This is a genomic window from Streptomyces sp. NPDC001902, from assembly GCF_042891295.1.
GTDB lineage: Bacteria > Actinomycetota > Actinomycetes > Streptomycetales > Streptomycetaceae > Actinacidiphila.
Genome location: NZ_JBIATA010000042.1, coordinates 12148 through 25666 on the forward strand (window position 1 = coordinate 12148; position 13519 = coordinate 25666).

The 13519-nt window shown below is 71.2% G+C and carries 11 protein-coding genes; 6 read left to right on the forward strand and 5 right to left on the reverse strand.

Going from position 1 to position 13519, the window contains the following annotated elements; all coding sequences use genetic code 11:
• The first annotated feature begins 179 nt into the window (after positions 1-179).
• Both ACFYYN_RS40515 and ACFYYN_RS40520 read left to right on the forward strand, forming a co-directional pair.
• Positions 180-4241 carry a HAMP domain-containing protein gene (locus ACFYYN_RS40515; protein ID WP_500549827.1) on the forward strand — a complete coding sequence of 1354 codons (4062 nt, stop codon included), beginning with the start codon at positions 180-182 and terminating at the stop codon, positions 4239-4241.
• A gap of 56 nt (positions 4242-4297) precedes the next feature.
• Entirely contained in the window at positions 4298-4837 is a 540-nt protein-coding gene (locus ACFYYN_RS40520) for a response regulator (protein WP_499516830.1), read from the forward strand.
• Between the two features lie 5 nt (positions 4838-4842).
• Here the strand turns inward: ACFYYN_RS40520 and ACFYYN_RS40525 are convergent, their stop codons facing one another.
• The 3 genes from ACFYYN_RS40525 to lepA all read right to left on the reverse strand — a co-directional run bounded on the left by ACFYYN_RS40525 (position 4843) and on the right by lepA (position 9279).
• On the reverse strand, positions 4843-6720 hold the full coding sequence (locus ACFYYN_RS40525) for an AMP-dependent synthetase/ligase (protein WP_500549799.1): 1878 nt from the start codon (positions 6718-6720) through the stop codon (positions 4843-4845).
• 234 nt (positions 6721-6954) lie between these two features.
• On the reverse strand, positions 6955-7212 hold the full coding sequence (locus ACFYYN_RS40530) for a hypothetical protein (RefSeq protein ID WP_361797151.1): 258 nt from the start codon (positions 7210-7212) through the stop codon (positions 6955-6957).
• A 201-nt stretch (positions 7213-7413) separates the two neighbouring features.
• Entirely contained in the window at positions 7414-9279 is a 1866-nt protein-coding gene (gene lepA / locus ACFYYN_RS40535; RefSeq protein ID WP_500549800.1) for a translation elongation factor 4, read from the reverse strand.
• Between the two features lie 237 nt (positions 9280-9516).
• Here lepA and rpsT point away from each other — a divergent pair, with 237 nt between their 5' ends.
• Positions 9517-9783 carry a 30S ribosomal protein S20 gene (rpsT, locus tag ACFYYN_RS40540; RefSeq protein ID WP_018556617.1) on the forward strand — a complete coding sequence of 89 codons (267 nt, stop codon included), beginning with the start codon at positions 9517-9519 and terminating at the stop codon, positions 9781-9783.
• A 184-nt stretch (positions 9784-9967) separates the two neighbouring features.
• On the opposite strand, the gene holA is transcribed toward rpsT, so the two are convergent.
• A complete protein-coding gene (gene holA / locus ACFYYN_RS40545; RefSeq protein WP_499511835.1) occupies positions 9968-10951 on the reverse strand; it encodes a DNA polymerase III subunit delta in 984 nt (327 codons plus the stop codon).
• A gap of 40 nt (positions 10952-10991) precedes the next feature.
• On the opposite strand from holA, the gene ACFYYN_RS40550 reads away from it, so the two are divergent.
• Positions 10992-11237, forward strand: a complete 246-nt coding sequence (locus ACFYYN_RS40550) for a hypothetical protein (protein WP_499511836.1) — start codon at positions 10992-10994, stop codon at positions 11235-11237.
• A gap of 3 nt (positions 11238-11240) precedes the next feature.
• Complete coding sequence (locus tag ACFYYN_RS40555; RefSeq protein WP_500549801.1) at positions 11241-12677, forward strand: hypothetical protein; 1437 nt, start codon at positions 11241-11243, stop codon at positions 12675-12677.
• Here the strand turns inward: ACFYYN_RS40555 and ACFYYN_RS40560 are convergent.
• Positions 12640-12906 (reverse strand): GlsB/YeaQ/YmgE family stress response membrane protein, encoded by a 267-nt coding sequence (locus ACFYYN_RS40560; protein WP_499511838.1) that lies wholly within the window; start codon positions 12904-12906, stop codon positions 12640-12642. The two genes, ACFYYN_RS40555 and ACFYYN_RS40560, sit on opposite strands and share 38 nt — an antisense overlap.
• Before the next feature lie 213 nt (positions 12907-13119).
• Between ACFYYN_RS40560 and ACFYYN_RS40565 the strand changes: the two genes are divergently transcribed.
• Positions 13120-13506 (forward strand): RidA family protein, encoded by a 387-nt coding sequence (locus ACFYYN_RS40565; protein WP_500549802.1) that lies wholly within the window; start codon positions 13120-13122, stop codon positions 13504-13506.
• The last annotated feature ends 13 nt before the right edge of the window (positions 13507-13519 follow it).

Sequence of the window (13519 nt, forward strand, 5' to 3'; positions counted from 1 at the left end):
CACAGCGTGACAGACTGGGCGCGCTCATAAGCGCCGAGTCACCGAAGAAGGCCGTCATGGCTCTTAAATCGGCTGTTCCCGCCCCGAAAACCGCGACTCCTGCGCGTCCGCGTGTCGTCGACCCGCCGCCGGACGGTGAGTGGATACGCGCGGCGGAACTGCGGCCGCTGCTCACGGCGATGCGCTCCCTGTGCGACGGCGACTTCCGGGTGCGGCTGGGTGACGGTGCCGAAGGGGTGCTGGCCGAACTCGCCGGAACGTTCAACCGGATCGTCGCGCGGGAGCAGCACTTCTCCGCCGAACTGGGCCGGGTCAAGCGGGAGGTCGTACGCCGGGGCAGGCTGGACGAGCGGCTCGCGGACAGCCCGGGCCAGGGGTCCTGGGCGATGAGCGTGCAGGCGGCGAACTCCCTGATCGACGCGCTGGTCATCCCGGCGGCGAACGCCACCCGGGTGCTGGACGCCGTGGCGGACGGCGACTTGACGCAGCGGGTGGACCTGCACGACGGCAGCCGGCCGCTCCGCGGGGACCTGCGCAGGCTCGGCCGGGCGGTCAACCGCATGGTGGACCAGCTCTCGCTGTTCACCGGTGAGGTGACCCGGGTCGCCCGCGAGGTCGGCACCGAGGGCCGGCTCGGCGGCCGGGCCAAGGTGCGCGGGCTCTCGGGCAGTTGGCGGGACGTGACCGAGGCGGTCAACACGATGGCCGCCCGGCTGACCGCCCAGGTCCGCGACATCGCGCTGGTGACGACGGCGGTGGCACGGGGCGACCTGACCCGCGAGGTGACGGTCGAGGCGACGGGTGAGCTGCTGGAACTCAAGCTCACCGTCAACACGATGGTCGACCAGCTCTCCGCCTTCGCCGACGAGGTGACCCGGGTCGCCCGCGAGGTCGGCACCGAAGGCCAACTGGGCGGCCGCGCCCAGGTCCGCGGCGTCTCCGGCGTCTGGAAGGACCTCACCGACAACGTCAACTTCATGGCGTCCAACCTCACCTCGCAGGTCCGCAACATCGCCCAGGTGACCACCGCGGTCGCCAACGGCGACCTCTCGCAGAAGATCACGGTCGACGCGCAGGGCGAGATCCTGCAGCTGAAGTCGACGATCAACACGATGGTGGGCCAGCTCTCCGCCTTCGCCGACGAGGTGACCCGCGTCGCCCGCGAGGTCGGCACCGAAGGCCAACTTGGCGGCCGCGCCCAGGTCCGCGGCGTCTCCGGCGTCTGGAAGGACCTCACCGACAACGTCAACTTCATGGCCGACAACCTGACCTCCCAGGTCAGGAACATCGCCCAGGTCGCCACCGCCGTCGCCCAGGGCGACCTCGGCAAGACCATCACCGTGGAGGCCAAGGGCGAGATCCTGGAGCTCAAGTCGACCATCAACACGATGGTCGACCAGCTCTCCGCCTTCGCCGACGAGGTGACGCGCGTCGCCCGCGAGGTCGGCACCGAGGGCAACCTCGGCGGTCAGGCCCAGGTCCGCGGCGTCTCCGGCGTTTGGAAGGACCTCACCGACAACGTCAACTTCATGGCGTCCAACCTCACCTCGCAGGTCCGCAACATCGCCCAGGTGACCACGTCGGTGGCGAACGGCGACCTGTCGAAGAAGATCACGGTCGACGCCCGCGGCGAGATCCTGGAGCTCAAGGACACCATCAACACGATGGTCGACCAGCTCCGCGGTTTCGCGGACGAGGTGACCCGGGTCGCCCGCGAGGTGGGCACCGAGGGCCGGCTCGGCGGCCGCGCCCAGGTCCGCGGCGTCTCCGGCGTCTGGAAGGACCTCACCGACAACGTCAACTTCATGGCCGACAACCTGACCTCCCAGGTCAGGAACATCGCCCAGGTCGCCACCGCCGTCGCCCAGGGCGACCTGTCGAAGAAGATCGACGTGGACGCGCGCGGCGAGATCCTGGAGCTGAAGACGACCATCAACACGATGGTGGACACGCTGTCGTCCTTCTCCTCCGAGGTGACCCGGGTCGCCCGTGAGGTCGGCAGCGAGGGCCAGCTGGGCGGCCAGGCCCGGGTGGAGGGCGTGTACGGCACGTGGAAGCGCCTGACGACGGGTGTGAACGAGCTGGCGTCCAACCTGACCACCCAGGTGCGGGCCATCGCCGAGGTGGCCTCCGCGGTCGCCCAGGGCGACATGTCGCGCAGCATCGCGGTCGAGGCGCAGGGCGAGGTCGCCGAGCTGAAGAACAACGTCAACCTGATGGTGGCCAACCTCCGCGAGACCACCCGCGCCAAGGACTGGCTGGAGTCCAACCTGGCCCGCCTGGCCGGCCTGATGCAGGGGCACCGTGACCTGATGGAGGTCGCGGACCTCATCCTGCGCGAGCTGACCCCACTGGTGAACGCCCAGTACGGGGCGTTCTTCCTGGCCCAGACCGACGCCGCCCGGAGCGGCACCGCCCAGCCCCGGGCACCGCGCGGGCTGGCCTTCATCGCCGGGTACGGCTCGGCGCAGGGCGCCACGGTGGACACCCCGGGCATGCCAGGACACGGGCTGGTGCGGCAGGCGGCGCTGGAGAAGAAACGCATCCTCGTGGAGGAGGCGCCACCCGACTACATCACCATCACCTCGGGTCTCGGCGAGGCCGCCCCGACCAGTGTCGTGATCATCCCCATCCTCTTCGAGGACGAACTGCTCGGCGTCATCGAGCTGGCCTCCTTCTCCCGCTTCTCCGACGTCCACCTGGCCTTCTTCGACCAGTTCGTCAGCACCATCGGCGTGGCGATCAACACGATCATCGCCAACTCCCGCACGGAGTCACTGCTGTCGGAGTCCCAGCGGCTCGCCCAGCAGTTGCAGGAGCGGTCGGACGAACTCCAGCGGCAGCAGGCCGAGCTGCAGCGCTCCAACGCCGAACTGGAGGAGAAGGCGGCCCTGCTGGCCACCTCCTCGCAGTACAAGTCGGAGTTCCTGGCCAACATGTCGCACGAGCTGCGCACCCCGCTCAACTCGCTGCTGATCCTCGCCCGGCTGCTCGCGGACAACCCGGACGGCCATCTGTCGGAGCAGGAGGTGCACTTCGCCACCACGATCCACCGCTCCGGCTCGGACCTGCTGCAGCTGATCAACGACATCCTGGACCTGTCGAAGATCGAGGCGGGCCGCATGGACGTCCGTCCCAAGAAGCTGCCGCTGATCAAGCTGCTGGACTACGTGCACGCCACCTTCCGCCCGGTCACCCTCGACCGCGGGCTCACCTTCGACGTCGCCGTGGGCGAGGACGTGCCCCGCGAGATGTTCTCGGACGAGCAGCGGCTGCAGCAGGTGCTGCGCAACCTGCTCTCCAACGCGATCAAGTTCACCTCCCAGGGCCGGGTGGAACTGCGGGTGGCGCGCTGCGGGGGCGCCGACGACCTGATCGCCTTCGCCGTGCGGGACACCGGCATCGGCATCCCGGGCGAGAAGCTCCCGGTGATCTTCGAGGCCTTCCAGCAGGCCGACGGCACCACCAACCGCAAGTACGGCGGCACCGGGCTGGGGCTGTCCATCAGCCGAGAGATCGCCGGGCTGCTCGGCGGCCGCATCGTCGCCGAGAGCGAGCCCGGCCGGGGCAGCACCTTCACGCTGTACGTCCCGGCGGTGTACGCGGGCCACGGCGGCGCCGGCGAGCCCGAGCCGCAGCACGGCCCCGCGGGCGGCGGAGCGGAGGCCGGAGGCGGCCCGGTGCCCGTGGCCGCCGCGTACGACGCCGAGCGCCGGACGTCAGGCCCGGTCGCGCCGGGGGACACCTGGCCCACCTCGAACCGGATCGACGAGTGGCGGGACGGCCGCACCGGCCGGGTCCTGGCCGGCAACCGCGTGCTCATCGTCGACGACGACATCCGCAACGTCTTCGCCCTCACCCACGTCCTGGGCCGGATCGGGATGCCCGTCCTGTACGCGGAGAACGGCCGCGAGGGGATCGAGACCCTGGAGCGGAACCCCGACGTCGCCCTCGTGCTGATGGACATCATGATGCCCGAGATGGACGGGTACGAGACGATCGAGGCCATCCGCCGCACCCCGCGCTTCGCCGAGCTGCCGATCATCGCCCTCACGGCGAAGGCGATGCCGGGCGACCGGGAGCGCTCGATCGCCTGCGGCGCCAACGACTACGTGCCCAAACCGGTCGACGTGGACCGGCTGCTGCACGCGGCGCACCTGCTGCTCGACCCCGACGCGTGCCGGGACGGCGAACGGTCCTGCCCCGGCGGCTCCGACGGCCCCGCGAGGCCCACCTCGTGACCCCGGGCGGCACCGCCACGGTCACGGGGAAGGCCGGCATCCTCCTCGTGGACGACATGGAGGACAACCTGATCGCCCTGGAGGCCATCCTCGGCACGCTCGACCAGCCGCTGGTGCGCGCCCGTTCCGGGGAGGAGGCGATGAAGGCGCTGCTGCGCCAGGAGTTCGCGGTGGTGCTGCTCGACGTCCTGATGCCGGGCATGGACGGCTTCGAGACCGCCGCGAACATCAAGCGCCTCGACCAGACCAAGGACATCCCGATCATCTTCCTGACCGGGAACGACCTGGACACCACCTTCGCATTCCGCGGCTACGCCACCGGCGCGGCGGACTACCTCACCAAGCCCTTCGACCCCTGGGTGCTGCGCGCCAAGGTAACCGTCTTCCTGGAGCTCCACCACAAGACCCGCCAGTTGCGGGGCCTTCTGGAGCGCGACCGGGACCGGCTGGAGGCGATCGAGCAGCGCCTCGCGGCCGTCGAGCGGCAGCTCGCCGCCGACGGCCGTCCGGACGTCACCGCGCTCGCCCGCCGCGTGGCCCGGCTGGAACACGCGCTGCGCGACGTGGACCTGCCGGGCCCCCGGGTGGGCGACTGAGACGCTCAGTCCTCCCGCGTGCCGGCGTACATGTCCTCGATCAGGTCCTTGAACTCCCGCTCCACGACCGGCCGCTTGAGCTTCAGGCTCGGGGTGAGGTCACCGTGCTCGACGTCCAGGTCGCGCGGCAGCACGCGGAAGGTCTTGATCTGCTGCCAGCGCTGCAGGTCCGCGTTGACCCGCTGCACGTAGCCGTCCATCAAGGCCCGCACCTGCTCGGAGCCGACGACCTCCGCGTAGGGCTTGCCCTCCAGGCCGTTCTCCTTCGCCCAGCCGAGGATCGTGGGCTCGTCGAGGGCGAACAGGGCGGTGCAGAAGTTGCGGTCGGCGCCGATCACCAGGACGTTGCTGATGAACGGACAGGCGGCCTTGAACTGGCCCTCGACCGCGGCCGGCGCGATGTACTTGCCGTTGGAGTTCTTGATGATGTCCTTCTTGCGGTCGGTGATCGTGAGGTAGCCGTCCGCGGAGAGCTCCCCGATGTCACCGGTGTGGAACCAGCCGTCCGACTCCAGCACTTCGGCCGTCTTCTCGGGCAGCCCGTGGTAGCCCTGCATGATGCCGGGGCCGCGCAGCAGGATCTCGCCGTCCTCCGCGATGCGGACCTCGGTGCCGGGCAGCGGCTTGCCGACGGTGCCGGTCCGGTAGGCCTCGCCGGGGTTGACGAAGCTGGCGGCGCTGGACTCGGTCAGGCCGTAGCCCTCCAGGATGTGGATGCCGGCGCCGGAGAAGAAGTAGCCGATCTCCGGGGAGAGGGCGGCCGAGCCGGAGACGCAGGCGCGCAGCTTGCCGCCGAAGGCGTCGCGGAGCTTGGCGTACACCAGGCGGTCGGCGACGGCGTGCTTGGCGGAGAGCCCGAAGGGCGCGCCGGCGTTGCCGGTGCGACGGCGGTTGTCCTGGGTGACCTTGGCGTACTCGCGGGCGACCTCGACGGCCCACTTGAAGATCCGGTACTTCGCCGCGCCGCCTGCGCGGGCCTTGGCGGCGACACCGTTGTAGACCTTCTCGAAGATGCGCGGGACGGCGGCCATGTAGGTGGGCTGCACGACCGGCAGGTTCTCGATGATCTTGTCGACGCGGCCGTCGACCGCGGTCACGTGGCCGATGGTGATGTGCCCGGCGGTGAGCACCTTGCCGAAGACGTGCGCCAGCGGCAGCCAGAGGTACTGGACGTCGTCCGCCTCCAGCAGGCCGTTCGCCTGGATCGCGCGGGCCATGTACGCCCAGCAGTCGTGCGGCAGCCGCACGCCCTTGGGGCGGCCGGTGGTGCCGGAGGTGTAGATGAGGGTGGCCAGCTGGTCCTTGGTGATGTCGCCCACGGTCTTGCGGACGGCCTCGGGGTTCTTCTCCAGGTAGACCTTGCCGTGCTGCTCCAGCTGGGCCAGCGAGAGCGCCCACCCGTCCTCCCCGAGGTCGGCGCCCTCGGCGTCCACGACCACGACGTGGGCCAGTTCGGGCAGCTCGGCACGGCGCTCGACGGCCTTGGCCAGCTGCACGGCGTTCTCGGCGATCAGCACCCGGCTGCCGGAGTCGGCCAGGATGAAGGCCGTCTCGTCGGCGTTGGTGCTCGGGTAGACGGTGGTGGTCGCGGCGCCGGCGCAGAGCACGCCGAGGTCGGCCAGGATCCACTCGACCCGGGTGGCGGAGGCGATGGCCACCCGCTCCTCGGGGCGCACCCCCAGGTCCATCAGGCCCGCGGCGATGGCATGGACCCGGTCCGCAGCCTGCTTCCAGGTGAGCGACCTCCATTCTTCCGGACCGCCGTCGGCCGACGGCACCGGGAAGCGGTACGCCTCGGCATCGGGCGTCGCCTCGACGCGCTCCAGGAACAGGTTCGCCACGGAGGGCGGCCGGTTCTCGATCAAAGTCTGCGTGTCGGTCACGACAACCTCCGGGGGCCCGCCTCTTTGCTGGGTGACTCGCGAGTAACTAACGAGTGGTGATCAGAGTAGGGAATCGGCGCCCGCTTGGTAAGGGGCCGCGGCCACCGCGATGCAACCGTGACGACCAGATACATGGTATGTACACGTAACGGCGGGCCCGCCCGGAATCCGGGGAGCCCGCCTTCCGGCCACCGCTCCGGCCACCCGTCGGCGGCACCGCGGGATGTACGGCGCTCAGCCGCCGATGGGCAGACCGCCGATCATGCCCTTGGTGCCCCCCGTCTTGCCGGCACCGCCGAGCAGCTCGTTCGTCTTGCCCGTGACCGCCTTCAGACCGGTCTTGGCGACCTCGTCCTTGGCGTCCAGGATCTTCATCGGCCCGTTGCCGAGCGGGAGGGCCTCCCCGGCGAAGGCGGGGGACGCGGCGGCACCGGCGGCGCCCAGCGCGATCACGGAACCGGCTACGACGGCCGCGGCCTTCGAGTACTTCACTTCACATTCCCCTTCCGCAGCGACGCCTTTCGCCGCTGTCACGATGAGTAACGTCCTCGATCCCCGGCAGAAACCGCGCGGCCCGGGGTTTTTGCCAATCACCCGAATGCCGGTCCGCTCATACGAAAGGGCGCCTGCCCGGTCATCGGACAAGCGCCCTTCCTGTGCGGTGCGTCGGACCGCGCCGGCGAGCCGCGCCGGCTACTTCTTCTTGGCCGCGCCCTCGTCGCTGGAGAGCACCGCGATGAAGGCCTCCTGCGGCACCTCCACGGAACCGACCATCTTCATCCGCTTCTTGCCCTCCTTCTGCTTCTCCAGCAGCTTCCGCTTACGGGAGATGTCACCGCCGTAGCACTTGGCGAGGACGTCCTTGCGGATGGCGCGGATGGTCTCGCGGGCGATGACCCGCGAGCCGATGGCGGCCTGGATCGGCACCTCGAAGGCCTGCCGCGGGATGAGCTCGCGCAGCTTGGCGACCAGGCGCACCCCGTACGCGTACGCCGCGTCCTTGTGCGTGATCGCCGAGAAGGCGTCCACCTTGTCTCCGTGCAGCAGGATGTCGACCTTGACCAGGCTGGAGGTCTGCTCGCCGGTGGGCTCGTAGTCCAGCGAGGCGTAGCCGCGGGTCTTGGACTTCAGCTGGTCGAAGAAGTCGAAGACGATCTCGGCGAGCGGGAGGGTGTAGCGGATCTCCACCCGGTCCTCGGAGAGGTAGTCCATGCCGAGCAGCGAGCCGCGCCGGGTCTGGCAGAGCTCCATGATCGCGCCGATGAACTCCGTGGGCGCCAGGATCGTGGCCCGCACCACCGGCTCGTACACCTCGGCGATCTTGCCCTCGGGGAACTCGCTGGGGTTGGTGACGACGTGTTCGGCGCCGTCCTCCATCACCACCCGGTAGACCACGTTGGGCGCGGTGGCGATCAGGTCGAGCCCGAACTCGCGCTCCAGCCGCTCGCGGATCACGTCGAGGTGCAGCAGGCCGAGGAAGCCCACGCGGAAACCGAAGCCGAGGGCCGCGGAGGTCTCCGGCTCGTAGACCAGCGCGGCGTCGTTGAGCTGCAGCTTGTCCAGCGCGTCGCGCAGCTCCGGGTAGTCGGAGCCGTCCAGCGGGTACAGGCCGGAGAACACCATGGGCTTGGGGTCCTTGTAGCCGCCCAGTGCCTCGGTGGCGCCCTTGGACTGCTGGGTGATCGTGTCGCCCACCTTGGACTGGCGGACGTCCTTCACGCCCGTGATCAGGTAGCCCACCTCACCGACGCCGAGGCCGTCGGCCGACAGCATCTCGGGCGAGTTGGTGCCGATCTCCAGCAGCTCGTGGGTCGCGCCGGTGGACATCATCCTGATGCGCTCGCGCTTGTTGAGCTGACCGTCGACGACCCGGACGTAGGTGACGACACCGCGGTAGGAGTCGTACACGGAGTCGAAGATCATCGCGCGGGCGGGCGCGTCGGCGACGCCGACCGGGGCCGGGACGGTCTCCACCACGCGGTCCAGCAGCGCCTCGACGCCGAGTCCGGTCTTGGCGGAGACCCGCAGCACGTCGGAGGGGTCGCAGCCGATGAGGTTGGCCAGCTCCTCGGCGAACTTCTCGGGCTGCGCGGCCGGCAGGTCGATCTTGTTCAGCACCGGGACGATGGTGAGGTCGTTCTCCATCGCCAGGTAGAGGTTGGCCAGCGTCTGCGCCTCGATGCCCTGGGCGGCGTCGACCAGCAGGATGGTGCCCTCACAGGCCGCGAGCGACCGGGAGACCTCATAGGTGAAGTCCACGTGCCCCGGGGTGTCGATCATGTTCAGGATGTGGGTCTTCCCCTCATCGGCGCCCGCGGTGGGCGCCCAGGGCAGACGGACCGCCTGGGACTTGATCGTGATGCCGCGCTCGCGCTCGATGTCCATGCGGTCGAGGTATTGGGCGCGCATCTGCCGCTGATCCACCACACCGGTCAGCTGGAGCATCCGGTCGGCAAGGGTCGACTTGCCGTGGTCGATGTGCGCGATGATGCAGAAATTGCGGATCAGCGCCGGGTCGGTACGGCTCGGCTCCGGCACGTTCGAAGGGGTCGCGGGCACGCAGGGTCCTGTCTCTTGAGGCGCCTGTCGCCTCTGGTCGGATCGATACGTATGGCTCCCATAGTCCCATGGCCGGGGCCCACGGCCGTGCCGGGCGGTGCGGGAGGAGCCACGGGACCCGCCACGGGCCACCGGTTTGGGCGGCGCGGCGGCCGACTGCTAACCTGGGCAGTCGCGCCTCGTGCCCTCTTACCCGAGGCGCGGACCCCATCAGACCAAACCTGAAAAGGCTCTTTCGTGGCGAACATCAAGTCCCAGATCAAGCGCAACAAGACCAACGAGAAGGCGCGCCTGCGCAACAAGGCCGTCAAGTCCGAGCTCAAGACCGCCATCCGTCGCACCCGTGAGGCCGTGGCCACCGGCGACGTCGAGAAGGCGACCGAGGCCGCGCGTCTCGCCTCCAAGAAGCTCGACAAGGCCGTGAGCAAGGGCGTCATCCACAAGAACCAGGCCGCCAACAAGAAGTCGGCGCTGGCTCTCAAGGTCGCCGGCCTCCAGGGCTGAGCCTTCCCGCAGCAGTACCCGCCGGTGACGGACACAGCGGTCCCTCTCACCCGCTCCTCCACCGGCACCCTTGATGTTCCGGCCGCACGCGGCCTGCGTTCGCCACGCGGGTGCGGCCCCCGAAGGGCCCCGTACCTCCCGGTACGGGGCCCTTCGGCACGTCCGGTTCCGGCGGCTGCGGCCGTCAGCGGGCCCGCGCGGCCCGGGCCACGGCGACGACCGCCTTCTCCAGGGCGTAGGCCGGGTCCGCGCCGCCGCCCTTGACCGCGGCGTCGGCCTCGGCGACCGCACGCAGGGCGGCGGAGACACCGTCCCCCGACCAGCCGCGCATCTGCTGCCGGACGCGGTCGATCTTCCACGGCGGCATGCCCAGCTCCCGCGCCAGGTCCGCGGGGCGCGCCCCGCGCGGGGCGGAGGCGAGCTTGCCGATGGCCCGGACGCCCGAGGCGAGCGCGAACGTGATGCCGGGCAGCGGCTGGCCGACCGCGATCGCCCAGCGCAGCCGCTCCAGTGCCTCGGCGGCGCGGCCGGTCACCGCGAGGTCGGCGACCTCGAAGCCGGTGGCCTCGGCCCGGCCCGTGTAGTAGCGGGCGACCACGGCCGCGTCGATCGCGCCTTCCACGTCGGCGGCGAGCTGGGCGCAGGCGCTCGCCAACTCCCGCAGGTCGCTACCGATGGCGTCCACCAGGGCCTGGCAGGCCTCGGGGGTCGCGGACCGCCCCAGCGCGCGGAACTCCTGCCGGACGAAGGCCAGCCGGTCGGCCGGCTTGGTCATCTTCGGGCAGGCCACCTCGCGCGCCCCGGCCTTGCGGGCCGCGTCGAGCAGACCCTTGCCCTTGGCGCCGCCCGCGTGCAGCAGGACGAGCGTGATCTCCTCGGCCGGGGCGTCCAGATAGGCCTTGACGTCCTTGATGGTGTCCGCGGACAGGTCGTGCGCGTTCCGTACGACCACGACCTTGCGCTCGGCGAAGAGCGAGGGGCTGGTGAGCTCCGCCAGCGTGCCCGGCTGGAGCGCGTCCGGGGTGAGGTCGCGCACATCGGTGTCGGCGTCGGCGGCCCGCGCCGCCAGCACGACCTCCCGTACCGCGCGGTCGAGGAGCAGGTCCTCCTGCCCCACCGCGATCGTCACGGGGGCGAGCGGGCTGTCTGTCGTACTGTTCCTGGCCATCGCCGTCCAGCATCCCACGCGGGTCCGACACAATGTCCCGGTGACCGACGTCAGACATGTGCTCGTCCTCCCCGACCGCGATGCCGCGGAGGAGGCCGCCGACGAAGCCACCGAGCGCTTCGACCTGCCCGCCCGCCCCCAGCTCCTCCGTGACGCCCTCGCCGGCGAGGACGACGCCGAGGACGCCCAGTGGCTCCTGCTCATCAACGACGAGGACGAGGAACTCGACCCCGCCGCGCTGAACGAACTGGCGGAGGAGTTCGAGGGCTGGCTGGAGGAGGACTAGACCGTGCCGCTGCGCGTTCCCGCCCAGCGCCGTCGCCCGCAGGAACCGGGGGCGGAGCGCCCCGGGGTGGCCGGGGCGCTCCCCGCGGTCCCGTTCAACCAGCGCGTACGTCTCCTGGTCGAGGCCGTCGACGAGCCCGACGAGCTCGCCCTCGCCCAGGGACTGATGGAGGCGCGGGGCTGGGCGGTGCGCCGCGCGGGCCGTGAGGACGCCCCCGCCACCGCGGGTGGCAGCCGCGTCGCGCTCGTCGTCGAGGTACGGCTGAACGGCTCCCGCTGGCGGGCCGAGAAGGCGGCGTGCGGGGCCGTGGAACGCCTGGCGAGGACCCATCAGCTCGGCCTGTGGGTCCGGGACGCGGCGTTGCTGCTGCGGCCGGACGACCGGCGGACCGAGTACCGCGTGATCCACCGTCCCGGCGCGGACGGCGGAGGGCACGACCGGCTCGCACGGTGGTGGGCCGCATGCGGCGGGCGCGGCGCGCACCGGCTGCTGCGGCTGCCGTCCGGGCTCACCCGGGAGGCCGTCGAGCGGGAGCTCTCGGAACGTCCCCTCGGTGGAAGCGCGTTCACACCGGACACCCACGAACTGCGGCCCGCACCGCCCGAGACGGACGTCCCGGCGGCCACCGGGACGCACCGTGCCGCGCTCCGGGTGCGGACGCTGCCCGGCGTGGCCGCCGCCGCGGCCTCGGCGGCGCTGCTGGGCTGGACGGCCTCCGGGGCGGACGCGGAACTCCTGTGGTGGCCCCTGGCGGCGGTGGCCCTCCTGTGCGCGCCGGGGGTCCACTTCGCCCTGCGCGACTCGTGGTTCTCACGGAACGCGGTCTGGCTGGTGCCGCTCGCCCTGCCCGTGGGGTGGTCGCTGGTGACCTGGCTCGGGCGGCTGATGCAGGCGTTCTACCTCGACCGGTTCGGCATCCCGTCCGGCTCGGTCCGCTCCACCGCGGACCTGTGGCCGTACGCGGCAGCCGCCGAACCGCTGGGCCTCGCCCTGGGGTTCGTGCTGCTCTTCACGGCGGTCGCGGGCTGGCTGCGGCACGTGCACATCGCCAAGGGCGACAACCGCCTCGCCCTGGTCACCGTGACCGTGCTCCTGTCGGCCGCCTTCGCGGCCACCACGCTCGTCGCCGGCGCCCACGACGCGGACCGGGCCGCCCGCGATGCGGCGTCCGCCGCCGGGCGGGGGCACGTCCCGGCGACGTACTTCGGGCTGCACGGCACCCTGATGTGCGTGGTGCCCGTCGGCGAGGGCCCCGTCCCCGTGGAGAACGGCCCGGTGCCGGCCGGCCACGCCGTCCTGTCCTTCGGCGCCTCCGGGGACTGGATCTGGCTGTGGGACCCGCGCCGTTCGCAGGCCCTGTCGGTGCGCCGGGAGGACGTGCAACTGCTCCCCGCGCCCGCGGTCAGCGGCGGGAGTCCCCGAACAGGATGCGGTAGATGATCAGGAGGGCGAGCGCGCCGCCTATGGCCGCGCCCCACGTGGGCAGGTCGTAGAAGTCCTTGGTGATGGGGTGGTCGAGGAACTTCGCCGAGATCCAGCCGCCCACCACCGCGCCCGCGATGCCGATCAGCGTCGTCCCGACCAGTCCGCCCGGGTCCTTCCCGGGCAGCAGTATCTTCGCGATGGCGCCCGCGATCAGGCCCAGTACGATCCAGCCGATGATGGTCATGCCGTCAACCTGCCACGGCCCCCGCCCCTTCATGCGCACCGAGACGGAGCCATGGGCAAGCCGTGACACGGCGGTTGCACTTCTCAGCGAACTCTCGGCCCGGCGGCGGGCGGGTGACACCGGGTGCGGGAAAACCGGGTGACGTCCGTGCCCGCGGCTCTGCAGGATCGCGGGGTCAGCCGCTCCCAGCCAGGAGGTCCCGTGGTGCACCGCATGATCGTCCCGACCTTGTTCCCGCCGCCCGGTTACGCGCACGCCACGGTCGTCGAGGCCGGGCAGCGGCTCGCCTTCATGGCGGGTTCCGTACCGCTCGACGCGGAGGGCACCCTGGTGGGGCCCGGCGATCCCGTCGCCCAGGCGCGCCAGGTCGTCGCCAATCTCGACGAGGCGCTGCGGGCCGTGGGCAGCGGCCTGGAGCACGTGGTCGCCTCCACCGTGTACGTCGTGGGCACCGAACCCGCCGAACTGTCGCGGGTCTGGGAGGTCGTCCGGGCCTCGGGGCTGGGCGAGGGGCCCCACACGTCGACGCTGCTCGGGGTCGGCTGCCTCGGGTACGCCGGCCAGCTGGTGGAGGTCACCGCGACGGCGGTGGTGCCGTGAGCGGCGGCGGACG